Here is a 25,227-nt window from a genome sequence, read left to right as displayed (position 1 = left end):
TGGTGATATCGTCCTTGATCGGAGGCCGAGTGTCATGACCCGGGGCGTTCGCTTACGGCATCGCGTAACCCTCATAATTCAGCGATATTCCGTTGCTTTGCGGGTAGCTCACATACACCACCACCGCGTCACTGCGGTCGACTAATGCGAAGGGCCATTTACCGTTGGCCTTGCGCATATTTTCGTACAGCGGCAAGAAAAAATCCTTGGTCTGACCCCGGGGATCGTAAGGTGCCTGCACGTGAAAAATCGGATAACGCCCTCCGTTACAGAGCTGGATGCGTTCGAGCTGAAAACTGTTTTTCTCCAGCAGGGTGCGGGTCGGGTGCTGCCAGGTGGCGAGGTCGACGTCTTGGCAGTCCTTGGCTTTTTCGCCGTACAGTGTGGTGTCCTGCAGGGCCGGGAGTGCATGAGCCATGCCGGGTAACAGCAGCAGAAGCAGGGGCAGGAAACGTGGCATGGCAGCACTCCGAGCTTGGGGGAGCGCGATTGTAGATGTTTTCTCCTCCCGCAGCGCAACGAAAGGACGTCCTCGCCACTTACGCTTGGGGCAGCCCCGTCACCGTATCCGCAATCGTATTGGTTCGCTGCGCCGTGCCTTCGGTGGCGCTGGACGGTCCCAGCGCGTCAAGTATTTCGCGCAGCGCGCCGACGCCGGAGCATTGGTCTTCGCTCTGTTGGGCAACGTGCTGGAGCTTGCCCGATAACACGTCGATATCCACACCTGTTTGCGCGGCGTTTGAAGGGCGAACACGACGCCGAAAAACAGGCATTTTTATAGCTGCAAGACGGGATTAGGAAGTTGCTGGCGAGTTCTTACATAAAGGTCTTACAGATAGGGACTTCATGTTTTTAGGACGTTGGTAACTTACCTTGGCTGAAAATTCATGCAATGGTAGAGGCGTATTCATATTGCAGGATTGGAATTAATTAGATTGGCCAATTATGACAGGAAGGTGCGATATGAGCAGTCCAGTTATGTCCTCGTTATTGCTACGTAGTTTGAGTTTAAAGACATTCACCGTTGTATTGCTTTTTGTATGGATGATATTGGTAGGTGGAAAATCAGATGCGGAGGAGCAGTCTATCACCAAAGTTGGCGCCCCAAGCCCCGTACTTGTTTTGTCGAATTCTGATACCAGTCCTGGTGTTGGGCTCGTAAGTTTTAATGTTTTTACCTCGGATATTCCACAAGGCACACTCATAAATCCCAAGCAGTTGCTGGAAATTCAATGGAATACCACTTATTACCCAGGCAGCGTGACTCAACGGGTGCAGTTTTGCTATTACCGTCCTTACAGTTCTCAAGAAAATTGTGTAGATATACGCTCGGGATCGTCCGGAACTCTTTACGACTTTAATAACCAGAGCTTTGATCACGGTGTGCGCGTCACTATCAAGCATTATGTATTAGGTGGAACACCCCCTTATACCCGACCTGCGGGTGCCGACTCGGTAACTTTCCGATATCGATATTGATGCGGCGCGAAGTGCCCGCAGCTAAATCCTCTGCGGATGACTTATAGTAACTGGAGGTGTTTTTAGGTAGCGTTATCGCTACTCCCTTATGAAGGAGGGGTGCCGTCGTGGTCAATCTAAATCCTGATGCCTCGTCGTCTTACCGTGATTTGGCAAGTCGGTCCGTTAGTGTCTATGGCGACCATGCTGTCGTGCCTGCGAGTGAGCGTGCGAGTGTGGTTATTTCACCCAATAGTCACACGGCGACCGAGACCGTTTCGATCCTTGCGCGTCAGTTAAGTGAAGCCGCAATACATGCCGAGAACCGTGTCGTCCAGCAAGACCCCAAACTGCTTGAACCGATCACAGGCGGCCACTATATCGCCGGTAAAGCGCAGCACGACGCAGAGACTCCCGTTGCCGATGACCCGGTCCTGAGGGCGCGGGCTCGGCAAGCTACCGGCTTCGTCAACGGCAGTGACGTCAACCCGTTCAAAGACCTGGCCCGCGATCAACTGAGCTTGATTGCCCACGATGACGGCGGCATCTTCACCATTAATGAACGACGCGCCGCTTGGTTGCAGATGCAGTCTGCGGTGTCTCCGACAGTCGCCAGTTCAACGCCAGGTCCCGGCCGCGAGCTGATGGTTGCGCGCTTGTTCGGTAGCCACGAGCCGCCGGTCGCCCTGCCGCCTGCGACCTACGAGAACGCGGGCCAGAGCGTTTTTGAATTTTTGCACCGCGATGATCGTGCACTGATCTCGGATATGTACGCCTACTTACAGGAGGAGGGTGCCGATCTGGGCTACGTGGACCAACTGGCTCATTCACTTGGCAGCTATCGTCGTGCGACCGATGGGCGCCAGCAGTTGAGCTCCAATAATGGCTACGATGCACAGGGCTATCGCGTAACGTTCAACTTCAAGCAAGAAGACGCCGAAACGGCCTCACGCATATTGAACGGTACGGCCATTACCAGTACCCGACTTGATCAGGGCTATTTGCGGCATATCCTCAATCCGGATTACGGGGCGCTCTCCAATATCGGCGGCCTGCCGTTCCTGGAAAAAATGGTGAATAGGTTCTCTGACGAAGGTGGCATGCAAACTGCGCTCGGCGATGAGTTCACCACTTTTAAAGCGACCCCGGTCGAAGACAACATCGTTGTGACCACCCACGAATCCATGAGGCTTGCGCCCTCCGAGGCACTTGCGGGTAGACTAAACGGCGTCTGGACCCTCTTTGAAAAAGGCAAGGCAGCGGGCTATACAATAGACCAGGCCACTGGCTTGCTGATCAAGCCAGTCGAGCCTTCTGATCTTGCTGGTCCGCAGCGCTCAGAGCCTGGCCTTGCCACAGGCGCAACGCGTGACCGCACCCTGCTTGAGGCCCTTTCAGGCAACCGCGAAACGCCGACCAAGCGTTGGTTCTGGGCCGGCAATGTGTTCAACCTGATCAAAAGTTTAAAACCGTGAAACGGTGCATCAGCCGAGCGCTGCGGTGGCTAGCAGCGAACGAGCGTTACAGCCCCGGCGGCGCGGTTTGCCCCTACGCATGCGTCAGCCCCGTCAACGTATCGGCAATCGTCTTGGTCCGCTGCGCCGTGCCCTCAGTGGCGCGGCTCGACGCTTCAAGCGCATCGAGCATCTCGCGCAGCGCGCCGACCCCGGTGGATTGGTCTTCGATCTGTTGGGCAACGCGCTGGATCTCACTGGACAGCAGGTCAATATCCACGCCGATTTCCGCCGCATTCTTACGGGTGATTTCCGCCAGTTTGCGCACTTCGTCCGCCACCACCGCAAACCCACGGCCCAGGTCACCGGCGCGTGCCGCTTCAATGGCCGCGTTGAGCGCCAGCAGGTTGGTTTGCCCGGCGATCTGCTGGATCACCTGCACGATCGACTGAATACGCAAACTCGAACCCGCCAGCGTACGCGCCCCTTCCACCGCCACATCCGCCTGGCTGGACAAGCCTTCCACCGTGGACCCGGCCTGGGCCGACACCGCGTTCTGCTGGTCGATGGTCCCCACCAATTCATCCATCGACGCGTGCAACTCGCCCGAGTAATGCTTGAGTTGCGCTGCGATGTCTTCCTGCTGGCGCTCTGCCTGGGCCAGCACCATACCCAAGTCCGCTAGTCCCTCGAACACCGGCAGGATATTGCGATCCAGCCCGCGGGTATTAAGGGTGTTAGCAAAGTCGTTGTTTTTGAACGCGGCAATCTGCTTGACCACTACATGGTTCAATCCCGCCAGCTTCTTCACCTGCCGACGTAAGAAAAATGCCTTGAACTCGCCGTAATGGGCGATGAAATTGTCCACGTACTCGTCACTGAAACTTGCGCCTTTGCCCACCCGGAAAAAGAAAATCGCCGTCAGTGTCTGGTTAAGGTTCAAACCCAGGATTTCGCCAAAGGTGGAGAACCCCGCCAGCGGCACATCGCCGAACGTGCCAGCCATGCTGCCCAGTTCGGCGCCATTGTTCAGCCGCCGCAAGATGCAGTCATTCAAGATGCCCGCCACCGGTTGGCCGCCCTTGCCGCGTAGGAATTGTTCATAGTCCCGGCGCGTCGCCTCGCGCAATGGTGTACGCCGCACCATCACCAACTCTTCGCCCGGCGCCACGTCGCAGAACAGCTGCACGATCTGCTGCTCATAGTCGATGCGCGCGATGGAGCGCACAAACAACTCACTGCCCACGCGGATGGCAAACGAATAATCCGCCAGCTTCGGCTCCAGCGCCTGGGGCGTGCAATTGAAGGCATCACACAACGCCTGCACCATGCTCTTGATGTTGCCCGCGCTGTCGATGACCTGGTCAATGGTGCGGTCCTCCACCGAAGCAGTCAGCACGCTGAAGGTCAAATCCGCCGGTTTAAAGTTCTGGCTCTTGAACACCCCAAATCGCACATGCTCCGCCGTCTTCAGGAACACAATCTGTGCATGGTTCTGATAGCTGCGCTGGCCGTCATGAATCAGCGTCTTCTGGAAATCCGACTTACCCCCGGCCGATCCCCCTACAAACAAACACGGGAACCGCCCCGACTCATACAACGCCTCCATAAAAAACGACTCCGACGCCGACAGCCCATCGAACACCACATACGCCAGCGTATCGCGATGATCGATCGACGTGCGCACCTGCACACGCTTGATATTGGCCACCAACTTGGCAATTCGCTCCTGCATGCCCAGGCGCTTGCCACCGCTGCGAATGTCCTCGCACTCCAACGGCACCATCACCACCTCGGCCGAGGCGATCACACTGTCGTCGAACAACTGCAACACAATCCGATCCCAGCGCTCGCCGGTGGCGCAATACAGCGAATTGGGCGCATTGCAGAGCTCGCCGGAGGTGGTGCAGAGGCTGATCGTGGAGTGCGGGAACCGGCGTTTGAGCTTGGCGGCGATGGCGTCGATGTCCAGGTGCGGCGAGATGAAACCGGTGATCAGCGTGGGCGTGATGCGCTGGGCGGCTAAAGCAGCGTCCAGGTCGCTGGCGGTACAGGTGAGGGTGGTGGTGCCTTGGCGAGCGGGCCGGGATTTTTTCAGAAGGGCGAGTGGATTCATGGGGTGGGGCTCGGTCGAATGGGGATGCGGGGGGGCATGCGGTTAGTAGGGTTATCGGCGGGTTGGGTGGGGGCTGGAGGGTGAGGTGGTGGGGTGCGACGGAAGGACGCGGTGAGGGGGGCTTTCGGCCAAAAGCGGACCGCCGGCGCGGTTCTGGTTCAGCCCGATAGTCAAGGCTCACAGCATGCGACTGTATATCTAAAGTCATTCTGGCTTATTGCTTACACCTATATCCCTATAGGTCCCTTCTCGCGGTCCAGTTCACTGGGGGGTATTGAAGACCCTCTAAGCCCAGCGGGAGCATGCTCCCTCGCCACAGGGGAACATTAAAGTCATAAGACTTGTATTGGCCGCTGGGTAATTGGCATAGTGCTGCCACTCCCCAACTGACCCGGCGCCAAGGACTAAGTCAGCCAGAAGCTGACGGAAGTTCAGGGCCTTGCCAGGTTGCTTGTTCCAAGGATCTGGACATTTAACCCATGAAAACATACGCAGCGCTGGCCTTTGCGCTCACCACCCTGTGCAGCCCCCTCCACGCGGCGAGCTGGCAGATTTGCCGGCTGGACGTACAGATCGTCAACGTCTTGAAACAACCGTACCCACAGCTGCAGGGGCGGATCCTCAAGGTCGCCCCGACCACCCCCACCACGCAATGTCCCCAGCAAGGCTCGACGCTCACCTTCACCCCGGAAACCGCCGATTACCAGAACACCCTCCCGCGTCGGCAATGGCCTCGAAAAGGCCAGTCTGTGCAGATTGACTACCGGTATCTGGATGGAATTTGCAAGGGCGACGGCCACCCGCATCCGTGTCGCATCGAGCACTACCCACTCATGGGGCGCTAATCGGGCGTCACTCGCTCACGTAGCCTTCGCAGCAAGCCATCGCATGGATATGCCCAGCGCTCCTTCGCGCGGAATGCGTGGCGCTGTAGCATCATGAATTCTGGCAGCGATCCAGCTCTAAGGACGATTGATGGCTATTAACTTTGAACCCAATATAGGGCAGATCTTGGAGTGTAATTACGGCGACTATCAGTACGATGAAAACGCCATGGCTATCACTAGAGGGACTCAAGCGTACTGGCTGCCTATCAGCCATTCCAGCTCGGCCTGTCCGATCAGAAAGTCAGTTATCGGCTAATAGCAGCCACTCGTAAACGGTAGTCCCGCATCGCATCAGGCAACCGTCGATCATTCTCGCGGAGTCTGGACGTTCGAATTTTCAATGCTCGCGAGAAAATTGCAGGTATCCCGATTAGAACGCAGACAAACCACGCGGCAAGCTGGTGGCGCTGTTGCAACAAGTTGCCGCATCTTTTCTCGCGCTGATTTTTTCGTCCGCCACATGAATCTAAAAAACTCCGGCAGGTTCATCAGCAGTTCGGGGCAGTTCTCAGGCAAGTCAGGCCGAGACTGACCGCGTTGGAGCAGGGTTCTGCGCAGTACGCGTAAGAATCGAAGCGTCGCCGAACGATCAATCCATATCAAAAGGTCTGCACGGGCCAGCCGGTTGTCCCAAGTGGCTGAATGGCCGCCTTCGAATATCCAACAATCTCGGGCCTCTACATCGAGACAAAGCTGTGTCTTCTCGTCCGGACTTCGCTCGATCCACCCTGGCTGCCAGTGAATAGTGTCGATATGAATGACCGGCAAACCTGTGCGCTGACCAAGCTCACGCGCCAAAGTGCTTTTGCCTGACCCAGGTTGACCAACAATCATCACCCGTTGCATCGAAGCTCCTTCTCACTATGACAGCTGATTTTTCCGGGGCGGCGATTTTACGTCAAGACCGATCTCGGTCAACAAAAAGCGGTCAGTATGACAGGCAGCTTCTGGCCGACTGCTGCCGACCACGAAGGCTATTTTGGGTCGTCAACGTTTGAGACGAACTCTCTTGTTTAAACCAGACTGGCCGATAACGGACCAGATGTCCCCATTTCTGAATTCTTCTCGATCGGTGTGAAGTTGACTAAATCCATACTTATCTGCTGTGCGGTTTTTCTGACTGGCTGTGTCGGTCACTACCAGCAACCGGCACCGAATGCGCCGCACGCCACCCTTGATGCTCATTGGGGGAAAAACGAATTCATTTCTGGAGGCAGCCAAGCGTATTGGGCCTACTACGATGCTCACTGCCAAGACACCAGAGAGACCGGTGTGCTAGGTGTTGTTTCACCGTCAGAACCTGAAAAGAATCGATTTCTAATCCAGCCTGATCGGCGCATTTACCTGAGCGCACTCAGCTCAGGAATCAAGGAGCGTGAGAATACGGATCAGCCGTTAATCCATAGGAGTTGTTTGAGCTTCAGTAGCTTCGTCCCTACTGCGGGGGGGATCTACCAAGTGACCCACTCAGCTCCTAAATTCGGTTGCGCATTGGAGGTAATTGATATTCAGACAGGGAAAGCGCCTTCAACACTTATCGTTGAGCCTATCGCAAAGGGATGCGGATTGTGATGGCGTACAGAGACAATGCGTATTGCCACCAACTTAGAGTGGATGATGGACGAGGAGGTCAACCAGGGGATACAGGAGGAACTGAGCTTTCTTTTCGAAGAGACCCGTAATTTCCAAAGCATCGCCAGAAACGGATTTTGATGTGATCAATGTCACCGACATATAGATCCTTTTAGCTCGCTTGCCATCTATGGCCTCGCCTTATCTGAGGCAGTCTTTCTGCCAGTGCAGTGTCTAGTCTGTTGCCTCTACCGGTTGAATAGTCTGGCGATTTCTGCTCGTGCCGACCGGCAGCTATTGGCCGGAAGCAGCCAATCACACCTCGGATTAAGTCAGGTTAGAAGCAAATCTATTTATTCCCAAAAGAAAACCGCCGAGTCTTCATAAAATAAGTCACGAAGACTCAGCGTTATATAGAGCCGATAGTTAGCTGCCTGCCCCAGCCCCCTCCCGCGCCATCAATTTATCGACCAACAACACCCCCAGTTCACTCAGCTGATGAATCGCCAATGCCACATCCCGCTGCTTTCCTGTCAATTCATCCGACAGGTCAAGCAGCAATGCTGTGACCGACGAAAAGGTTTCATAGCTATTGACGAGCAGCACTTCGCTGCTGGCATCGTCAGCAACGTTGAATAGCGTGGTCGAAGGTGGAGGAGGCGGTTGTGGCGGTTCGGCGCCCGCGTTGAGGTAGTGATCAATCGCACGATGCGCCGCCTGATTCAGTTTCAGGTCAGGACTGTTCGGAGGGTTAGGCGTGACTTTGTACATAACGGAATTTCCCTGTCAGGGCCGACACCGTTTCGCTACTAAACGAAAGGGTGGCAGCTGTACGCAGGTTAGTAGACCGGGGAATTCCGCAAAGCCGGCGCACCCGAAGGTGCCCTGCGCACAGCCACCATCAAGCACAGACCGGAAGTCTGGTGGATGAAGCTTGTGCACTAAGCGAAATTCGACCACGGGCTACTAAACCCGATCACTGAGTTGTCAGCGACCGGGCCACCTTAGAGACGCTCACTCAAGCGCACAAGCCGGCGGATTCTGACGCAACTGTAGGCAACGGAGCAAGGCGCACAGGCTGCTTGTAGGACTTGTACCGGTGATGCAGCACGCCAGGGTCCGTCATGTATCTCGCGTCGCAAGCTTCACGCCCTGATGGGGTGAATTCATGCAACGCCCAGGCAAGCGCTTCGACTCTCACACAGGGTGCCGAACTCGGTTGGTATCTCTTGATGGCGGACACCCAAACTGACGACTGTATTCCCGGCTGAATTGCGAAGGGCTTTCGTAGCCTACTCGATAGCAGGCACTCGCCACATCCAGCCCTTCGCCGAGCAACAGGCGGCGGGCTTCCTGCAGGCGCAGTTGTTTTTGATACTGCAGCGGACTCATGGCCGTCACTGCCTTGAAACGATGATGCAATGTAGAACTGCCCAGATTGGCTATGCCATTGAACAGCCCGACGATGTGGATGTAAGTGAGATTGTGGTGCGTCCCACCGCCAGCCCACACTGATCAGCGTTGGTAGCAAGGTATACCTGGGTTCGGAGGCTGTTGCCCATGAGCGGCTGCCCTCGGCTCAGCGCGTGTAAAAAAACCGGAACTTCTGAACGCTGTGTAAAACTCTTATCTCAATGGAGGTGGACCCATAAGCGTCCTGACTCGTTTCCCTGATGACACCGCCCACACCACTCGCGAGCAAGCACATGATCGATGGTTCCGCTGTCTTGACAGTCTTTTTGGTTTACCTGGCCGGTGTCGTTACCCCCGGCCCAAATTTCGTCGCAGTGGTCCATAAAGCGGTGGCTACTACACGGTCAGAAGCGCTGGCCCTGGTAGCGGGTATCGTAGTGGTCAACTTGTTCTGGTCTACCTGTGCAATCGCGGGTCTGGGGATTGTATTTGCTGCGTTCCCTTGGGCTGCCTTTGTTGTAAAGGTTCTAGGGGCCGCCTACCTCATGTGGTTCGGGCTTCGACTGCTGATCAACGCGGGGAAGAATGCACTTGGCGCGCTAAATGATGCCGTTGCCGGTAGTCACCGGCAGTCTTTTATTCAGGGGGTGATTACTAACATTGGCAACCCCAAGTCCATGGCCTTCTACGCCGCTGTCTTTTCTGCCGCCGCCCCCGCCCATGTTTCGCCAGCCACGTTTTTTTCGATGTTGGCAGTTGTGGTAGTGGTTTCAACGACCTGGTATGGAATGGTCGCAATCGCGCTTTCGCACCCTAAGATTGCTTCGGGGTATCAACGGCGGAAAAAAATAATTGATCGACTATGCGGTGGTTTGATTTTGTCTCTGGGGGTCCGCCAGTTGGTTTAGCTTCGAACCAATTGGCTTGCACTGCCCAAATTTATTAGCCATGCGCCTTCGCTGTGGATTTAAGCTGAACGCATGAAGGGCGTTCGAGCGGGAGCAGGTGCGGGACTAGGAAGTTACTTACAAGTTCCTACTTTTGCGAATGACAGACCTGTCCTTCCGGATTTTAGGAAGTGCATGGCTGTTCTTCGTTAATAAATCGTGCAAGGGTGGTGGCGTGATTCTAATGGTGGATTTATCTGAAAATATTTAATTATTATTAAGTCTGAGGTGGCGGTCATGATGAGCTTGAATGCATTGCCAGGAATTATAAGGGGCAGGAGCTGTTACTTGTTTTTTTGGGGTGTTTTTTGCCAGTGGCTCTATTGCGCAAGAAAGGTCCATCACAAAGATTAAGGCCCCCAATCCCATACTGGTATTATCCAATTCCGATACTGTAGCAGGCGTTGGATTCGCGAGATTGCATGTGTTTACTGCAGATATACCTGCCGCCGTCTTCGCTGATCAAAAGCAACTAATGGAAATCCAGTGGAGCACAACCTACTATCCTCAAGGGTTCGGGGAGGAAGTTAAATTGTGCTACACGCGGCCTTACAGCACTGAGGAGAGCTGTAGAGCAATTTATCCTAATTCATCCGGAACGCTTTTTGACTTTAATGCTCAAGCTTTCGATCATGGTGCCTATGTCACTATCTATCACAGGGTGTATGGCGGTACACCGCGTTATATACAGCCTGCTGGTGTCGACTCAGTGACATTTCGGTACAGGTAGTGATCAAGCGATGATGGATTCGCCGCTTTTCAATTAAGAGAGTTCCTCCCTTAAAAAATAAAGTGAATGTAGCCGTTACTGTCTTCTTACGCGGAGTACGTGCTCATGGTCATTCTCAATGCTTCTTCCTCGTCGTCTTACAGTCCTTTGGTACATAGTTCTACCAGCGCTACGACGTTGGCGGCAGCGTCACCAAATGATGAGAAGCAAACCATGGTCACCTCTCACGGCAGCGTTACTTCCAGTTCCGTCTCGATCCTGGCTCGTCAGTTAAGTGAGGCGGCAACGCGTGCACACACTCGTGGTGATCAGAATAACGACGTTTTGCTCGGCCCGATCGTCAGCGAGCAGTATCTCGTCAAAAAAGCACAGCACGATGCGGAGGTTCCCGATACCGATAACCCGGAACTTCTGGCACGCGCTCGCCAAGCGACAGGCTTCGCCAACGGATCTGATACCAACCCATTCAAAGGCATCGCACGCGATCAACTGATCCTGATTGCCCACGATGACGGCGGCCCCTTCACCGTTAACGAGCGACGCGCTGCTTGGGATGAGCTGCAATCAATCGCGCCATCGGCCGCTGTCGTTAAGAAGTCAACGCCCGCCAGCGAGCGCGAGCTCATGATTAAGCGTTTGTTTGGTACCCCATATGAGCCGCCTGTGGCTAAGCCCCCCCATACCAGTGAAAACGGTGCTCAAAACGCCAACCTTTTTCTTAACCATAACGATCGAGCCCTGTTTGCGGATATGTATGCCTATGCACAGGCGGAGGGGGTGGACCTGAGCTACGTTGATCGATTGGCCGGGATTCTCGGTACTTATCGTCACTTCAGCGACGGTCGTCAATTAATGGATGGCCTCAGCTACGATGCGCAGGGCTATCGGGTGATCTTCGACTTCAAAGAGGAAGATAAAGCCATTGCCGCACGCATCCTGAATGGTTCAGCGATCAACAGTACCCGCATCGATCCAGGCTTTTTGCGCCATATCCTGCGACCCGAACAAGGTGCGTTTTCCAATATAGGCGGCATACCGTTCTTGGAGAAAATGGTGAACAAATTCTCCAGTGAGGGTGACCTGCAACCGCCGTTGGGCAACGAGTTCGCCACCTTCGACAGAAACATCAGAATCGAGGACTACATCGTCCGAACTACGGACAAATCTGACAGGCTGCCACCTTCCCAAGCCCTCAGCGGCTGCGTCAATGGTGTATGGACCCTTACAGACAAAGGTAAGGCCGAAGGCTATACGATAGACCCGGTTACTGGCCACATGAGCCAGCCAGGGCCGCCGTCTGACGATCAGTCAGTGCAGTTGGATGCCTCCGTCGGTGAAGCGACCCGGCATAGCGTCCTTGAAGCTCTCGCAGATACGCGCGGCAACACTGCGACACGATGGACTTGGGCAGGACATCTTTTCAAGTTAATGAGACATCTCAAACCCTGAGTACATGCCCACCCTGACCAGAACAGCCCATCGCCCCGCACATTGGCCTGCTGAGCCTCAAGGCCTGCGGCGTACCGTCGTGGGCTTCAACGGATTGGGTTAAAAATGAGCCCATACAACGCAGGCTACAAAAAACTGCCCACCTGAGATATCCAACGTCGTCCGATCAGCCCAGGCCATGTCATCGGACAGGGTCGCGGCAACCGCAGCGCCTATATCATCCTGCAGGCCAACGCGGCCCAGAGCGATACGGCAGGCGAGTGGTGGCCCGGCGGTCGTTTTTCCTCGATCCAGCTTGGTATTGCGCAACATCACCCCATAACTACCCCATATCCACCAAGCGCAAGGACACACCATGACCAATCCAACCGAAACCGCCATCCTCGCCGGCGGCTGCTTCTGGGGCATGCAGGACCTGCTGCGACGCTACCCCGGCGTGCTGCACACGCGTGTCGGCTACACCGGCGGCGATGTGCCGAATGCCACCTACCGCAACCATGGCAACCATGCCGAAGCGATTGAAATCGTGTTTGACCCGGCGGTGATCACCTACCGGCAGATTCTTGAGTTCTTTTTCCAGATCCATGACCCCAGCACGCCGAACCGGCAGGGCAATGATCTGGGGCCAAGCTATCGTTCGGCGATTTACTACCTGAGCGAGCAGCAACGGGAGATTGCCGAAGATACCGCGGCTGACGTGGATGCCTCCAAGCTGTGGCCGGGACCTGTGGTCACGCAGATAGAGCTTGCCCGCGAGTTCTGGGAGGCGGAACCGGAGCATCAGGATTACCTGGAGCGCATACCCAATGGGTATACGTGCCACTTCATCCGGCCAAATTGGACGTTGCCCAAGCGGGGCTAAGCGTGAGTAGCGCTGGGGAGAGGCCGCGAACTCTGTGGTGAGCAGGCTTGTCCTGCGCTGGGCTGCGAAGCGGCCCCACACCCAGGCACCTCGGAGTGTCAGCTGAAATCACATCGCCTGGAATGGGGCTGCTTCGCAGCCCAGCGCGGGGCAAGCCCGCTCACCACAGCAAGCCCGCTCACCATAGCGAGCCCGCTCACAGGGTTATGTGTCAGCCTTTAAGACTTGTGTAGATACCTGTGTCTATCGGGGGCAAGTCGAATCGTCGCACCGCCCCTTCCACATTTATCCGCTTTACCTGAAGGCTTCAGCGCACCAGGCAAGGCTGCTTATTATCAAACCGCCACCCCGGAATCAGGAACTGCATCGCCACGCTATCATCCCGCGCGCCGAGGCCCATGCCTTTGTACAGTTCGTGGGCGTGGGCCACGGCGTCCATGTCGATGTCCACCCCCAGGCCGGGCTTGGCCGGCACCTTCACATAACCCCCTTCGATTTTCAGCGGTTCGCGGGTCAGGCGCTGGCCGTCCTGCCAGATCCAGTGGGTGTCGATGGCGGTGATGTCGCCCGGTGCGGCGGCGGCCACCTGGGTGAACATCGCCAGGGAAATATCGAAGTGGTTGTTGGAGTGCGAACCCCAGGTCAGGCCCCACTCGTGGCACATCTGCGCCACACGCACCGAGCCTTGCATCGTCCAGAAGTGCGGGTCGGCCAGGGGGATGTCCACCGATTGCAGCTGGATCGCGTGGCCCATCTCGCGCCAGTCGGTGGCGATCATGTTGGTGGCGGTCTTGAGCCCGGTGGCACGGCGGAATTCGGCCATGACTTCGCGGCCTGAGTAGCCATGCTCCGCGCCGCACGGGTCCTCGGCGTAGGCCAGTACGTGGTGCTGGTCGCGGCACAGGCGAATGGCTTCTTTCAGCGACCAGGCGCCGTTCGGGTCGAGGGTGATGCGCGCCTGCGGGAAGCGCTCGGCCAGCGCAGTGACCGCTTCGATTTCCGCATCGCCGCTCAGCACGCCGCCCTTGAGCTTGAAGTCATTGAAGCCATATTTGGCCTGGGCCGCCTCGGCCAGGCGCACCACGGCTTCGGCGGTCAGGGCTGTTTCATGGCGCAGGCGGAACCAGTCATCGTCGCTGTCGGCCTCATTGCGGTAGGCCAGGTCGGTGGCTGTGCGGTCGCCGACATAGAACAGGTAACCGAGCATTTTCACCGCGTCGCGCTGCTGCCCTTCGCCGAGCAACGCGGCCACCGGCACTTCGAGAAACTGCCCCAGCAGGTCGAGCAGAGCGGCTTCCATGGCGGTAACCGCGTGGATGGTGATGCGCAGGTCAAAGGTCTGCAGGCCACGCCCGGCGGCGTCCCGCGAGGCGAAGGTGCTGCGCATCTGGTTGAGGACGCGCTGGTACTGGCCGATGGGTTGGCCGATCACCAGGCTGCGCGAGTCTTCCAGGGTTTCGCGGATGCGTTCGCCGCCGGGCACTTCGCCCACGCCGGTGCGGCCGCTGCTGTCCTTGAGGATCACGATATTGCGCGTAAAGAACGGCCCGTGGGCGCCGCTCAGGTTGAGCAGCATGCTGTCGTGGCCGGCCACGGGGATGACTTGGAAGTGAGTGACGATTGGCGTAGTCATGGCAGATTCCTGAGTGAGCTTAAAGAGGTTTGCCGAGCGCGGCGCTGGGCACGGCGCCAGGTGCGCTCAAGGTGGAGGAGGGCGCGGTCTTGGCGAAGAACACCAGGAGGGCAGCCAGCACCGAAGTGCCCGCCAGGCCGTAGAGGCCGCCCTGGATCGAACCGGTGGTTTGCTCCAGAAACCCGAAGGTGGTCGGCGCAACGAAACCGCCCAGGTTGCCGATGGAGTTGATCAGCGCGATCACCGCGGCGGCAATGCGCACATCCAGATAGCCCTGGGGGATCGGCCAGAACAGCGAGGACGCCGACTTGAAACCAATCGCCGCGAAGCAGATCGCCACAAAGGCGAAGATCGGCCCGCCGGTGGTGGACATGAACATGCCTGCCGCCGCAATCAACAACGCCGCTGCCACCCAGGCCTGCTGGAACTTGAACCTGCCCGACAGCGAGGCGAAGGCATACATGGCGATGATCGAGATCAGCCACGGGATCGAATTAAAGAAACCCACCTGCACGTCGCTGAGGTCGCCCATCTTCTTGATGATGCTCGGCAGCCAGAAGGTCGCGGCGTAAATGGTCAACTGGATACAGAAGTACAACGCACAGAACAGCAGGATCTGGCGGTCCTTGAGCAGCTTGCCGAGGGTCGGCTTGACGCTGGTGAGCGCCTCGCGCTCGCGTTGTTCCTGGTCGATGGCGTCCACCAGCGCGTCCTGTTCTTCGCGGGTCATCCATTTGGCGTCGTGAGGCTTGGAGTCGAGCCAGAACCACACGAAGAACCCGATGGCGACCGAGGCCAGGCCTTCGATGGCGAACATCCACTGCCAGCCGTGCAGGCCAAACCCTTCGATCTGCAGCAGCGCACCCGACAGCGGGCCGGAGATCAGTGAAGCCACGGCCGAACCGCTGAGGAAAATCGCGATGGCCTTACCGCGCTCCACACCCGGCAACCACCGCGTGAAGTAGTAGATCACCCCCGGGAAGAAACCGGCTTCGGCCACCCCCAACAGAAAGCGCAGGATATAAAAGTGGGTTTCGTTCTGGATAAACGCCATCAGCGTGGCGACAAGGCCCCAGGTGAACATGATGCGGGTCAGCCAGATACGCGCGCCGACCTTTTGCAGCAGCATATTGGAGGGCACTTCGAACAGGGCATACCCAATGAAAAACAACCCGGCGCCAAAGCCATAGGCCGCCGCGCCGATACCCAGGTCATGCTCCATGTGCGTGCGCACGAAGCCGATATTGACCCGGTCGATGTAGTTGAGGATGAACATGACCACGAACAGTGGGAGCACATGGCTCTTCACTTTGCTCACGGCGCGCGCGAGGACCGGACTGCGTTCTGAGGCAACGGCTGTATGGCTTGAATTGTTAACCATTCAAGACTCCCCCCTGATTATTTTTATGTGGGTTTTAGTTGATAGACATCATACAAGTCGAATTCTGGAATTCGCAATGTGGTTACGCATTTTTTATTTCATAAGGCCCGCCGTTTAGCCTGTAAATTGGTTGTATTGCGACGTTTATTAAGCTTTTTTAGCGGGGTTGAGCAAGGCGCTGATCAAAAAAGGTACGGCAGGAAAAAGCCCCAATCTGGTTGGTTGTCATACAAGCTAAGCTTTTCCGGATTCGTATGCCACCCCGCCCGGACGGAATGTTAAGCTCCTTCCCAGCCCAACCCCGTGGACCCGTCGCAATGCCCATCCAACCACCAGCCGCCGTTCACAAGCGCTCCACCAACCTGGCCCAAGGCGTGGTCGACGACTTGACCCAACGCATTCTGCTGGGGCAGTTAAAGCCGGGTGAAAAGCTGCCGTCCGAATCCACCATCGTGCTTGAGCACGGCGTGAGCCGCACGGTGGTGCGCGAAGCCATTTCCAAATTGCAGGCCTCGGGGCTGGTGCAGACGCGTCACGGCATCGGCACGTTTGTGCTGGAGGCACGCCCCCAGCCTGGCTTGCGTCTGCACGTGGACACAGTGGCCAGCGTGCGCAACATGCTGGAATTGCGCCTGGGCCTGGAGGTGCAGGCGGTAGCGTTGGCTGCCGTGCGTCGCTGCGATGCGCAACTGGCTCCCATGCGCCAGGCCCTGGGTGACTACCAGGCGTCCCTGGCCAACAACGACAGTTGTGTGGAAGAAGACAAACGCTTCCACCTGTTGATTGCCGAAGCCACCGGCAATACTTTTTTCACCGAGATCATGCAGCACCTGGGCAACGCCATGATTCCGCGCAGCCTGGTCAAGGGCGCCGAGCGCGGCGGCGCGGACTTCGCCAGACTGGGGCAGTTGGCCCACCTGGAGCATGAGGCGATTTTTAACGCGATCAAACGCCAGGACGCCGACGCCGCCCGCGCCGCCATGGTGCTGCACTTGACCAACAGCCGGGACCGGTTTTCCGGCGAGTAAGGCGCTCGAACGCGCGCATAGGACTCTTCAGTTGAACGAACACACTTTATCCAGGCGCCTGGAGCGCGTGGCGGCGCACGTGCCCTCGGCCGCGCGTCTGGCCGACATCGGCTCAGACCACGCGTACCTGCCGGTCGCTTTGCTGCGCCGTGGCGCAATCAGCGCGGCCGTCGCGGGGGAGGTGGCAAGTACACCGTTCCACGCAGCCCAACGCACCGTGCGCGATAACGGTCTGCAAGGGCGCATCACGGTGCGCCAGGCTGACGGCCTGGCCGCCATCGAACCGGCCGACGGCATCACCGCGATCAGCCTGTGCGGCATGGGCGGCGAGACGATTCGCGACATTCTGGAAAGCGGCAAGGCCCGCTTGAGCGGCCGCGAACGCCTGATCCTGCAACCCAATGGCGGCGAACCGCCGCTGCGGCGTTGGTTGATGGATAACGGTTACACGATCCTTTGCGAAGAGCTGTTACACGAGAACCGCTTCTACTACGAAATCATCGTCGCCGAACGCGCCGAGCCGGTGGCCTACAGCGCCGAACAACTGTACTTCGGCCCGCTGCAGATGCAGGCGCGCAGCCCGGTGTTTTTGGCCAAGTGGCAACGGGCGTTGCGTCTGAAGCAGAAGGTTCTGGCCGGCCTTGAACAGTCGGAGCAGGGCGTACTGCACGGCAAGCACGCGCAAATCGCCCTGCAGGTGCGATGGATCCGTGAACTGCTGGGTTAAATACGCTTCACCACGCCTTCAAGTTTGGGCGGTACGCAGCCGATAGCCTGCGTGTAACGGCGGATGCTTGCAGCGCGTGCTCGTTCAAACATCCTTGTGCCGGCCGTCCCCGGCGGTTACACCGTCACTGCCAGGATTGAGTGCTTTTGCCCCATTTTCGAGCACGCTACGGCGCATTTTTGTACATCACCTGCCCTGTTTCGGGGCTGTGGGTCGACGGCCCGTATCTTGCTAGTCCCAGAATAATCAATGACATGGCATTTTGCCGTTAGTCATTTTAAGGCTTCGCCCAGCGTTGCATCGCCTGGGTGGTTTGAGGGAGTAGTCGGACATGCACAGCTTGTTATCACCCGGTATCCGCCTGCTCGGACGTTTCGGTTTCGCGCGTAAATTCCAGATTCTGTTTTTGCTGTTCATGCTGCCCCTGGCGGGTAGCCTGTGGATGATCGGTCAGGATTACCGGGACAAATTAAACGTGATATCCAGCGAGCGCTCCGGCGTCAGCCAGTTGCTGGCGCTCGACAGCCTGGACGCGCAATTGACCGCCCAGCGCAACCTGGCCGCGCGCTGGAAGGCCGTCGATCTGCTGCGCGAGCCCACGCCCGCCGCGAAAGCCGCCATGGCCGCCGTGGATGCCAACTACTCACCGATCCAGCAAAGCCTGCAAACACTGGGCGAAACACTCAAGGCGCAGAACGCCAGCGCGGACATCCAGGCGCGCTTCGACACCTTGCAGGGCGCGGTCAAGGGCCTGGACAGCCAATCCCTGCGCACCGTGGGCTGGTGGCCGGACGGCTACGAACGCTTCACATCGGCGCTCGGCGCCATGCAGGCGTTGCGCGAGCAGATCGCGCTGGATGCCGGCCTGATCCTCGACCCGTGGATGGAAACCTACCTGACGATGCAGATCGCCACGCAGCAGACGCCCGACCTGATCGAGCGCATCGGCCGCATGGCGGGTATCGGCCAGTCGTCCATCGCGTCGGGGCAGTTCACCTTGCAGAGCCGCCTGCAGATGCGTGACCTGCGCAGCCGCATCGGCGATGCGCGGGACCAGTTGATCAAGGCCGCGGTATCGCTCAAGGCCAAGCCCTACGCGGGCATGGAACCGTGGACCGCGCAGTACGACAACAGCCTGCAGGTGCTCGATAGCGAACTCAAAGTGCTGGACGACGGTGTATTTGGCGGAACCATCAAGCTCGACACCGCCGCCTTCGACCGCAGTGTCGACGCCATGCTCGGCAGCCTGGGTGCACTGCGCAACCAGTCGCTCAATTCCCTGGATGCCCGCCTGGCGTATTACCACGATCGCTCACTCCAGCAATTTATCCCGGGGGCGGCGACGTTCGGCCTGCTGGCCCTGGCGGCGCTGTACCTGTTTATGAGCCTGCAAGCGTCTATCCGACGCAGCGCCAGCGGTATCACCACCCTGGCCGAATCGCTGCGCGACGGCAACTTGTGCGTGGAAGTGGCCGTGCAGGGGCGCGACGAACTGGCGGCTATCAGCACGGCATTGAACGTGGCGGTGATGCAGCTGCGTACCAGCCTGTTGGGGGTCAATCACGAAACCCAGCAGTTGGGTTCGGCCGTGATCACCCTCAACGCTCAATCGGGCAGCACCCTCAACGAAGTCGAAGACCAGCAACACCAGATCAGCCAGATCGCTGCCGCTGCCACGCAGTTGGCCGCCACCTCCATGGGCGTCGCCAGAAGTTGCGAACAGGCCTCGGACAGCGCCCAGCAAACCCGACGCATCGCCGAGGACAGCAGCCGCGACAGCGAACGCACCACGGCCAGCATCCAGCAACTCAACCAGCGCCTGACCGACACGGCCGCAGCCTTGCAGCAAGTGAGCGACCAGGGCCAGCAGATTCAATCGGTGGTCGACACCATCCGCGGTATCGCCGAGCAGACCAACCTGCTGGCGCTCAACGCCGCCATCGAAGCCGCGCGTGCGGGCGAGCAAGGGCGCGGCTTTGCGGTGGTGGCCGATGAAGTGCGCAGCCTGTCGCAACGCACCCAGGCCTCGACGGCGCAGATCGCCGGCACGGTGGACAGTCTGCGCGCTACCGTGACCCAGGCGGTCACCCTGATGGGCGCTGCGTGCGAACAAGCGTTGACCGACGCCGAGTCGGTCACCGGGCTTGGCGTGCGGCTGGGCGAGATCGCCGGCGCGGTACAGAACGTCACCGACACCCTGGCGCAAATCGCCACGGCGGTAGAGGAACAAGCGACTACGGCGGATGAAGTGAGCGGCAATATCCAGCAGGTCGACCAGGCCGCCGGGCGCTTGCTCGACGGCGCCCGTGCGGTGAACCGCGCGGCGGACACCCTGAGCAGAGGCAGCCAGGCCCTGAGCGATAACACGGCGCGGTTCCGCCTGAGCTGAACCAAGGGGGAGGGGGCTTGCTCCTTCCCCCTTGAAGTGTGCTCAGACCTGCGAGTCAGTGCGCCGAAGGGCTCAACACCTCGATCCACAATGCCCCTTTGCCCGATGGGGCTTCACCCACGCGTTTCAGCGCACCGCCTGGGCTTACCGCATAGGTGCCGACCTTCTGGCTTTTTTCACCCGTGACCAGCAGCCATTTCCCGTTCGGCGAGAACGCGATGTTGCGCGGCTGTTTTTCTTCGACCGGGTAATTGTCCAGGAAACGCAGCTCGCCGGTGCCTGTGTCCACCGCAAATGCCGACACCGAACTGCTGGTACGCTCGCTCATCAACAGCAGCTTGCCATCGGGTGACAAACGCAGGTCGGCCGCCCAGATTCGCGGTGTGGGGTCGTCTTTCAAGTCGTTATTGCGGGCGTCCCGCACTTGGCCGGGCGCCAGTTTTAGGCGTGCGGGGATGCCATTGGCTACGCCGATCCGGGTCAGCGCGCCGCTGCTGTGGTCGATGGCGAACGCGGTGACGGTGCCGCTCATTTCGCCCACCACGTACAAAAATTTGCCATCGGTAGAAAACGCCAGGTGCCGAGGCCCGGTATTGGCCGGCACGCTCACGTAGCCGCTGCCGATGGGGCTGAGGGCGCCGGTGTCGGCATCGAAACGGTATTGCAGCACCTGGTCCGTGCCCAGGTTGCCCGCGTAGGCAAAGCGATTGCTCGGGTCGGTGCGCAGGGAGTGCGCGTGCAGGCCGGTCTTGTAGGTGAGGATCGGCTCGGCCTTATCGACGGGCTGCACGCTGAGGGTGTCGGCGCCATACGAGGCGGCGAGCAGGTAACGCCCGGTGCGGTCGGTGGCCAGGTACGCCATGCTTTCGGCCAGCGGCGCTTGGGCTTTTGCGCTCAAGCGCCCGGTGGTGGGGTCAACGTTGAACGCCTGCACCTGGAATGGCTTGACCCGCAACGCGGCATACAAGGTTTTGCCGTTGGGGCTCAGGGCCATTGGGTTGACCTGATCGCCGGCGGCCACCTGACTCACCAGGCTCAATGCGCCGTTGCTTTCGTTCAGGCTGTATTGGGAGATCAGCCCGTCACCGGGGCTGGAAATATAGGCGAAGGTAGCCGCGTTGGCGTGGGCGCTGAGGCCGCAGATGACTGCAGTAGCCAGGAGGAGGGGCGTGTTCACAGGTGATCCTTTATTTTTATGGTTGTGATCAGTCATCGTATGACTGTATCGCGGTTGGAGCAATGCCTGTGTGATCGACGTAATCAGCGGTGTCGCTGACCCTGCGGGGAAGGCATGATGAGCGCCATGAACGAAGACCCCTACACGCGCTACTGGCGCTTTCATACTCCCGATCCCGACATCGCCCCACGCGAACAGGCACCGATGCTCGCTGAGGAGCAGGCGTGGGCCTACGAGCGCGCGCGCGGGCAACGCTTTGACTGGCTCACGGTGCTGATGGCGCCGCTGTGTTTGGGTGCGATCCTGCCTTTTCTGGTATTCCTGACGGGTTTGTGGCTATTGAGCGCCACGTTCATGCCGTCACTGGCGGTTGATCGCATCGTCGGCAGTACCTTTGGCTGGCAAGTGCTGGTAACGCTCACAATCATCGTGGCCTGGGGGCTGCGTAACTACCTGCGCGACCGCCGCGACCCGGTCATACGCTACTGGGCGGCGATGCCGGGCCAGGGCCTGGTGGAACTGGAACGCCACAGGCTGGTGGCGGGTACGTGTCTGTGGGTGTCGGACTTCGACCCGGACTGCAACACGCTGACGCAGTGGAAGGATGGCGAGTGGAGTAGTACCCAGAGCAGCGGAGTTTCACAGTGGATCGTGGCCACAACGGCGGCGGGCCACTGGCTGGTGCTCAAGGAAGAATACGCCGGCAACTTCACCTACAACCGTGTCGGATGTATGCCAGCCCTCGACAAACAATTGCACCCCGCCCAGAACCTGGCCGTGGCCTTCGCCCCCCGCACCAACGTGATGCTCGGGCGCCGCTTCGATGGCGAACCGATACCGTTGACCCGCACCACGTACTGGTTGTCGGCCGACGAACACAAGCGCCTCACGGAGCTTGCGCACCACTGGCACTTTTCCCCGCCGGACCGTTACGGCGTAATCAACCCCCAGGATGCAGCCTGGATACAGCGACTGGTAGACAAGGCGCAGGCCAGCGCAGAGCCGGCCGGCTGTTAGGGTGTAGTGAGCGGGCTTTAGGCTTGCTGTGGTGAGCAGGCTTGCCCTGCGTTGGGCTGCGAAGCAGCCCCACTCCAGACAATGTGGTTTCATCTGACACTCCGAGGTGCCTGGGTTTGGGGCTGCTTCGCAGCCCAGCGCGGGGCAAGCCCGCTCACCACAGCAAGCCCCGTTCACCACAACGAGTCTGCTCACCACAACAAGTCTGCTCACCAGAAAGGGCATCGCTGCTTACGGCCAGCTTGCCGGGCTGTAGGCGAGCAAGTCTGGATACATCCGGTCATCAACTGACATGCGCTCGTCACTCATCTCGGGCTAGCGTTAAAGCTCTTCAGAACAGTCACATAGAGCCACACAATGCGCTCCACACCTCAATCCCATCGCCTGCGTCACGGTCGCTATTCGGAACATGGACGTAGCTACCTGGTGACCTTCGTCGTGAATCACCGTCGCCCCTTATTTACTGACCTCTATCTGGGTCGCCTGCTGGTTATCGAGCTGCGGCAGGCGCATGAACTGGGCCTGGTCGATTCCATGGCCTGGGTGATCATGCCAGACCATGTGCATTGGCTATTTGAGTTGAAGCAACGGAATTTGCCCGATGTGATAAGGCGCGTGAAGTCGCGCAGTACGCTGACCATCAACCGACGCCGCCAAAGCAAGGAGCGGGTCTGGCAGCCCGGTTATCACGACAGGGCGGTACGTGCGCAGGACGATGTGTGCAAGATGGCTCGCTACATCATTGCCAATCCCTTGCGGGCCGGCCTGGTGGAACGGGTCGGAGATTTTTCGTTATGGGACGCCGCCTGGCTCTGATATCTCAGCGGGCTTTGGAACATCTGGGAGGGTGTGCGTCCATACGTTTTATTTGTGGCGAGAGCGTCTTCTGTGGTGAGCGGGGCTTTTGTGGTGAGCGGGCTTGCCCCGCGCTGGGCTGCGAAGCAGCCCCTCATAAGACCACCGCGTTCACCCAGACAAACCGCGTCGCTGGTTTTGGGGCTGCTTCGCAGCCCAGCGCAGGGCAAGCCTGCTCACCACAGCAAGCCTGCTCACCACAGCAAGCCCGCTCACCACAAAAAGCCTGCTCACCACATCAAGCTCTCTCAATCCAACAAGGCTGTTCATAGCAGCAAGTCCGCTCAGCACAAACAGAGGTTCGGGTGTCGTTTCAGGAACCTTCGAGGCTGCCTGGGCTCACTTGTCAGGTCGTCCCGTTCTCCTGCTGAAAGGACTCCGCATGCCTTCCACCCCGCCAGCGCTCCCTGAGCACGGCCCTATCCAACGCGAGCTGAGCCTGCGTGCCGTCGTCACCGGCACGCTGCTCGGTATCCTGCTTACGCCTTCCAATGTCTATGCCGGGTTGAAAATCGGCTGGTCGTTCAATATGTCGATCATCGCCCTGTTGGTGGGCTACGCGATCTGGCAAGGCCTGGCGCGGCGTTCGTCGCAGGGGCTGCCGTGGACGTTGCACGAGAGCAATATCAACCAGACCGTCGCCTCGGCCGCCGCGTCGATCATCTCCGGCGGGCTGGTGGCGCCGATCCCGGCTTATACCTTGCTGACCGGTAACCAGTTGGACGCGTTGCCGATGATCGCCTGGGTGTTCTCGGTGAGTTTCCTGGGGATCTGGATCGCCTGGTACCTGCGGCCCTCGTTGCTCAATGACGACGGGCTGAAATTCCCCGAAGGCATGGCCACTCTGGAAACCCTGTTGCACATCTACAACCACGGCCGCGAGGCCGCGACGCGCTTGAAAGTACTGCTGGGCGCGGCGGTGTTGTCGGGGCTGGTCAAGTGGGTCGACACGTTCCTGTGGGCGCTGCCGCGCTGGTCGCCGAGCGCTCACTTGGAGCGCCTGACGTTCACTGCCGACCCTTCGCTGTTGCTGGTGGGATTTGGCGGCATCATCGGCATTCGCGTCGGTCTGACGCTATTGCTCGGCGCCTTGCTCGCGTGGGGTGGGCTTGCGCCATGGCTGCTGGCCGAAGGCTTGGTGATCGTGCCCGCCGGCAGCACCGGCCCGCAGTTCGCCGCGTTGGTGGAATGGCTGTTGTGGCCGGGCGTGAGCCTGATGGTGTGTTCGACCCTGGCGTCCCTGGCCATTCGGTTGTGGGCGCTATATGCGTCCGGCCGCTCTACCGGGGCGCAGGCTTGGCGTGTGCCCAAGCCCGGTCCGGCCGCTGGATTCGTGCTGGCGATTGCCTTGGTGGTCAGCCTGCAGGCGCTGTTGTTCGGCATCAACCTGTGGATGGCGTTGCTGACCATTCCGTTGGCCATCTGCCTGGCCGCCGTGGCCGCGCGGGTTGTGGGCGCCACGGGTATTCCGCCGATTGGCGCCATCGGGCAATTGTCCCAGCTGAGTTTTGGCATCGTCGCGCCGGGCCAGGTGCCGATCAACCTGATGAGTGCCAACACCGCCGGTGGTTCAGCCGGGCAGTGCACTGACCTGATGAATGATTTCAAGGTGGGCAAGGCGATTGGCGCCACGCCGCACAAGCAGGTGATCGCGCAGATCCTGGGGATTTTTATCGGCAGTATCGTCGGCGTATTTGCCTACCTGGCGCTGATCCCCGACCCGCAGACCATGTTGTTGACCGAGCAGTGGCCGGCGCCGGCCGTCGCTACCTGGAAGGCCGTGGCGCAAACCCTCACCCATGGGCTGGACTCGCTGTCGGCCAGCATCCGTTGGGCCATAGCGTTGGGCGGCGTGATCGGCGTGCTGCTCGGCCTCCTGGACAGCACGTTGCCGGCACACCGTACGCGTTACCTGCCCAGCGCCGCCGCGTTGGGCCTGGCGTTCGTGCTGCCCGCGTCAGTGTCGCTGATGATGGCCCTCGGCGCCGTGCTCACCTGGCTGATGAGTTGCCGTTGGCCGAGCCTCACCGAACGCTTCGCGATCACCGCCGCAGCCGGCTTGATCGCCGGGGAAAGCATCACCGGCGTCGGCGCTTCGCTGTGGGCGATGGTCAACGGTTGAGGGCGAAACG

Annotated in this window: 21 protein-coding genes and 2 pseudogenes; 14 read left to right on the top strand and 9 right to left on the bottom strand. The window is 59.0% G+C overall.

All coding sequences use genetic code 11. The features are described 5' to 3' along the window. Positions 1-52: 52 nt before the first annotated feature. The gene (locus PSH94_RS17065; RefSeq protein ID WP_181075617.1) at positions 53-460 is read right to left on the bottom strand and encodes a hypothetical protein; all 408 of its coding nucleotides are present in this window, start codon (positions 458-460) and stop codon (positions 53-55) included. A 79-nt stretch (positions 461-539) separates the two neighbouring features. Next, positions 540-773: a hypothetical protein gene (locus tag PSH94_RS17060; RefSeq protein WP_305435424.1), complete on the bottom strand. Its 234-nt coding sequence runs from the start codon at positions 771-773 to the stop codon at positions 540-542. Positions 774-963: 190 nt separating this feature from the next. Between PSH94_RS17060 and PSH94_RS17055 the strand changes: the two genes are divergently transcribed. Then, complete coding sequence (locus PSH94_RS17055; RefSeq protein ID WP_181075613.1) at positions 964-1,479, top strand: hypothetical protein; 516 nt, start codon at positions 964-966, stop codon at positions 1,477-1,479. A 107-nt stretch (positions 1,480-1,586) separates the two neighbouring features. Next, positions 1,587-2,933 carry a hypothetical protein gene (locus PSH94_RS17050; protein ID WP_305435423.1) on the top strand — a complete coding sequence of 449 codons (1,347 nt, stop codon included), beginning with the start codon at positions 1,587-1,589 and terminating at the stop codon, positions 2,931-2,933. Positions 2,934-3,006: 73 nt separating this feature from the next. Here PSH94_RS17050 and PSH94_RS17045 read toward each other — a convergent pair whose 3' ends face one another. Next, complete coding sequence (locus PSH94_RS17045; protein WP_305435420.1) at positions 3,007-5,028, bottom strand: FIST N-terminal domain-containing protein; 2,022 nt, start codon at positions 5,026-5,028, stop codon at positions 3,007-3,009. 479 nt (positions 5,029-5,507) lie between these two features. Here PSH94_RS17045 and PSH94_RS17040 point away from each other — a divergent pair, with 479 nt between their 5' ends. Then, positions 5,508-5,873: a hypothetical protein gene (locus tag PSH94_RS17040; RefSeq protein WP_305435418.1), complete on the top strand. Its 366-nt coding sequence runs from the start codon at positions 5,508-5,510 to the stop codon at positions 5,871-5,873. Positions 5,874-6,221: 348 nt separating this feature from the next. Here the strand turns inward: PSH94_RS17040 and PSH94_RS17035 are convergent, their stop codons facing one another. Continuing rightward, complete coding sequence (locus PSH94_RS17035) at positions 6,222-6,761, bottom strand: AAA family ATPase (protein WP_285429360.1); 540 nt, start codon at positions 6,759-6,761, stop codon at positions 6,222-6,224. Between the two features lie 741 nt (positions 6,762-7,502). On the opposite strand from PSH94_RS17035, the gene PSH94_RS17030 reads away from it, so the two are divergent. Beyond that, positions 7,503-7,628, top strand: a complete 126-nt coding sequence (locus tag PSH94_RS17030) for a hypothetical protein (protein ID WP_305435416.1) — start codon at positions 7,503-7,505, stop codon at positions 7,626-7,628. 285 nt (positions 7,629-7,913) lie between these two features. Here the strand turns inward: PSH94_RS17030 and PSH94_RS17025 are convergent, their stop codons facing one another. Together PSH94_RS17025 and PSH94_RS17020 are read right to left on the bottom strand one after the other, a co-directional pair. Then, positions 7,914-8,258, bottom strand: a complete 345-nt coding sequence (locus tag PSH94_RS17025) for a DUF6124 family protein (RefSeq protein ID WP_266246209.1) — start codon at positions 8,256-8,258, stop codon at positions 7,914-7,916. Positions 8,259-8,684: 426 nt separating this feature from the next. Then, positions 8,685-8,933: pseudogene (locus PSH94_RS17020) on the bottom strand (helix-turn-helix domain-containing protein); the annotation flags it as partial. Here PSH94_RS17020 and PSH94_RS17015 point away from each other — a divergent pair. The 4 genes and pseudogenes from PSH94_RS17015 to msrA all read left to right on the top strand — a co-directional run. Continuing rightward, positions 8,925-9,002 (top strand): annotated as a pseudogene (locus tag PSH94_RS17015) (oxidoreductase); the annotation flags it as partial. The pseudogenes PSH94_RS17020 and PSH94_RS17015 sit on opposite strands and share 9 nt — an antisense overlap. A gap of 191 nt (positions 9,003-9,193) precedes the next feature. Continuing rightward, positions 9,194-9,808: a LysE family translocator gene (locus PSH94_RS17010; protein WP_305435415.1), complete on the top strand. Its 615-nt coding sequence runs from the start codon at positions 9,194-9,196 to the stop codon at positions 9,806-9,808. Positions 9,809-10,682: 874 nt separating this feature from the next. Beyond that, on the top strand, positions 10,683-12,026 hold the full coding sequence (locus tag PSH94_RS17005) for a hypothetical protein (RefSeq protein WP_305435414.1): 1,344 nt from the start codon (positions 10,683-10,685) through the stop codon (positions 12,024-12,026). A 355-nt stretch (positions 12,027-12,381) separates the two neighbouring features. After that, a complete protein-coding gene (gene msrA, locus PSH94_RS17000) occupies positions 12,382-12,888 on the top strand; it encodes a peptide-methionine (S)-S-oxide reductase MsrA (protein WP_305435412.1) in 507 nt (168 codons plus the stop codon). A 307-nt stretch (positions 12,889-13,195) separates the two neighbouring features. Here msrA and gudD read toward each other — a convergent pair whose 3' ends face one another. Next, entirely contained in the window at positions 13,196-14,521 is a 1,326-nt protein-coding gene (gene gudD, locus PSH94_RS16995; RefSeq protein ID WP_305435411.1) for a glucarate dehydratase, read from the bottom strand. 19 nt (positions 14,522-14,540) lie between these two features. Further along, positions 14,541-15,902, bottom strand: coding sequence for an MFS transporter (locus tag PSH94_RS16990; RefSeq protein ID WP_181081473.1), 1,362 nt, complete (start codon positions 15,900-15,902; stop codon positions 14,541-14,543). Between the two features lie 317 nt (positions 15,903-16,219). Between PSH94_RS16990 and PSH94_RS16985 the strand changes: the two genes are divergently transcribed. The 3 genes from PSH94_RS16985 (at position 16,220) to PSH94_RS16975 (ending at position 20,046) form a co-directional block, all read left to right on the top strand. Beyond that, positions 16,220-16,930, top strand: a complete 711-nt coding sequence (locus tag PSH94_RS16985; RefSeq protein WP_305435408.1) for a FadR/GntR family transcriptional regulator — start codon at positions 16,220-16,222, stop codon at positions 16,928-16,930. Between the two features lie 31 nt (positions 16,931-16,961). Further along, complete coding sequence (locus tag PSH94_RS16980; protein WP_305435407.1) at positions 16,962-17,657, top strand: tRNA (adenine(22)-N(1))-methyltransferase TrmK; 696 nt, start codon at positions 16,962-16,964, stop codon at positions 17,655-17,657. A gap of 331 nt (positions 17,658-17,988) precedes the next feature. Then, the gene (locus PSH94_RS16975; protein ID WP_305435406.1) at positions 17,989-20,046 is read left to right on the top strand and encodes a methyl-accepting chemotaxis protein; all 2,058 of its coding nucleotides are present in this window, start codon (positions 17,989-17,991) and stop codon (positions 20,044-20,046) included. 55 nt (positions 20,047-20,101) lie between these two features. Here PSH94_RS16975 and PSH94_RS16970 read toward each other — a convergent pair whose 3' ends face one another. Then, on the bottom strand, positions 20,102-21,223 hold the full coding sequence (locus tag PSH94_RS16970; RefSeq protein ID WP_370694732.1) for a lactonase family protein: 1,122 nt from the start codon (positions 21,221-21,223) through the stop codon (positions 20,102-20,104). A 126-nt stretch (positions 21,224-21,349) separates the two neighbouring features. Between PSH94_RS16970 and PSH94_RS16965 the strand changes: the two genes are divergently transcribed. The 3 genes from PSH94_RS16965 (at position 21,350) to PSH94_RS16955 (ending at position 25,217) form a co-directional block, all read left to right on the top strand. Continuing rightward, positions 21,350-22,240 carry a hypothetical protein gene (locus PSH94_RS16965; protein WP_305435402.1) on the top strand — a complete coding sequence of 297 codons (891 nt, stop codon included), beginning with the start codon at positions 21,350-21,352 and terminating at the stop codon, positions 22,238-22,240. A 357-nt stretch (positions 22,241-22,597) separates the two neighbouring features. Next, positions 22,598-23,056: a transposase gene (locus PSH94_RS16960; protein ID WP_181081478.1), complete on the top strand. Its 459-nt coding sequence runs from the start codon at positions 22,598-22,600 to the stop codon at positions 23,054-23,056. Positions 23,057-23,477: 421 nt separating this feature from the next. Continuing rightward, entirely contained in the window at positions 23,478-25,217 is a 1,740-nt protein-coding gene (locus PSH94_RS16955) for an OPT family oligopeptide transporter (RefSeq protein ID WP_305435401.1), read from the top strand. The last annotated feature ends 10 nt before the right edge of the window (positions 25,218-25,227 follow it).

The organism is Pseudomonas sp. FP2254 (assembly GCF_030687695.1).
In the GTDB taxonomy this organism is placed as follows: Bacteria; Pseudomonadota; Gammaproteobacteria; order Pseudomonadales; family Pseudomonadaceae; genus Aquipseudomonas; species Aquipseudomonas quebecensis.
This window is presented reverse-complemented; position numbering and strand designations above follow the sequence as displayed.

Coding starts and splice junctions, on each gene's coding strand:
- PSH94_RS17065 (WP_181075617.1), bottom strand. CDS start 460: ATGCCACGTTTCCTGCCCCTGCTTCTGCTGCTGTTACCCGGCATGGCT.
- PSH94_RS17060 (WP_305435424.1), bottom strand. CDS start 773: ATGCCTGTTTTTCGGCGTCGTGTTCGCCCTTCAAACGCCGCGCAAACA.
- PSH94_RS17055 (WP_181075613.1), top strand. CDS start 964: ATGAGCAGTCCAGTTATGTCCTCGTTATTGCTACGTAGTTTGAGTTTA.
- PSH94_RS17045 (WP_305435420.1), bottom strand. CDS start 5,028: ATGAATCCACTCGCCCTTCTGAAAAAATCCCGGCCCGCTCGCCAAGGC.
- PSH94_RS17040 (WP_305435418.1), top strand. CDS start 5,508: ATGAAAACATACGCAGCGCTGGCCTTTGCGCTCACCACCCTGTGCAGC.
- PSH94_RS17035 (WP_285429360.1), bottom strand. CDS start 6,761: ATGCAACGGGTGATGATTGTTGGTCAACCTGGGTCAGGCAAAAGCACT.
- PSH94_RS17030 (WP_305435416.1), top strand. CDS start 7,503: ATGCGTATTGCCACCAACTTAGAGTGGATGATGGACGAGGAGGTCAAC.
- PSH94_RS17025 (WP_266246209.1), bottom strand. CDS start 8,258: ATGTACAAAGTCACGCCTAACCCTCCGAACAGTCCTGACCTGAAACTG.
- PSH94_RS17010 (WP_305435415.1), top strand. CDS start 9,194: ATGATCGATGGTTCCGCTGTCTTGACAGTCTTTTTGGTTTACCTGGCC.
- PSH94_RS17005 (WP_305435414.1), top strand. CDS start 10,683: ATGGTCATTCTCAATGCTTCTTCCTCGTCGTCTTACAGTCCTTTGGTA.
- msrA (WP_305435412.1), top strand. CDS start 12,382: ATGACCAATCCAACCGAAACCGCCATCCTCGCCGGCGGCTGCTTCTGG.
- gudD (WP_305435411.1), bottom strand. CDS start 14,521: ATGACTACGCCAATCGTCACTCACTTCCAAGTCATCCCCGTGGCCGGC.
- PSH94_RS16990 (WP_181081473.1), bottom strand. CDS start 15,902: ATGGTTAACAATTCAAGCCATACAGCCGTTGCCTCAGAACGCAGTCCG.
- PSH94_RS16985 (WP_305435408.1), top strand. CDS start 16,220: ATGCCCATCCAACCACCAGCCGCCGTTCACAAGCGCTCCACCAACCTG.
- PSH94_RS16975 (WP_305435406.1), top strand. CDS start 17,989: ATGCACAGCTTGTTATCACCCGGTATCCGCCTGCTCGGACGTTTCGGT.
- PSH94_RS16965 (WP_305435402.1), top strand. CDS start 21,350: ATGAACGAAGACCCCTACACGCGCTACTGGCGCTTTCATACTCCCGAT.
- PSH94_RS16960 (WP_181081478.1), top strand. CDS start 22,598: ATGCGCTCCACACCTCAATCCCATCGCCTGCGTCACGGTCGCTATTCG.
- PSH94_RS16955 (WP_305435401.1), top strand. CDS start 23,478: ATGCCTTCCACCCCGCCAGCGCTCCCTGAGCACGGCCCTATCCAACGC.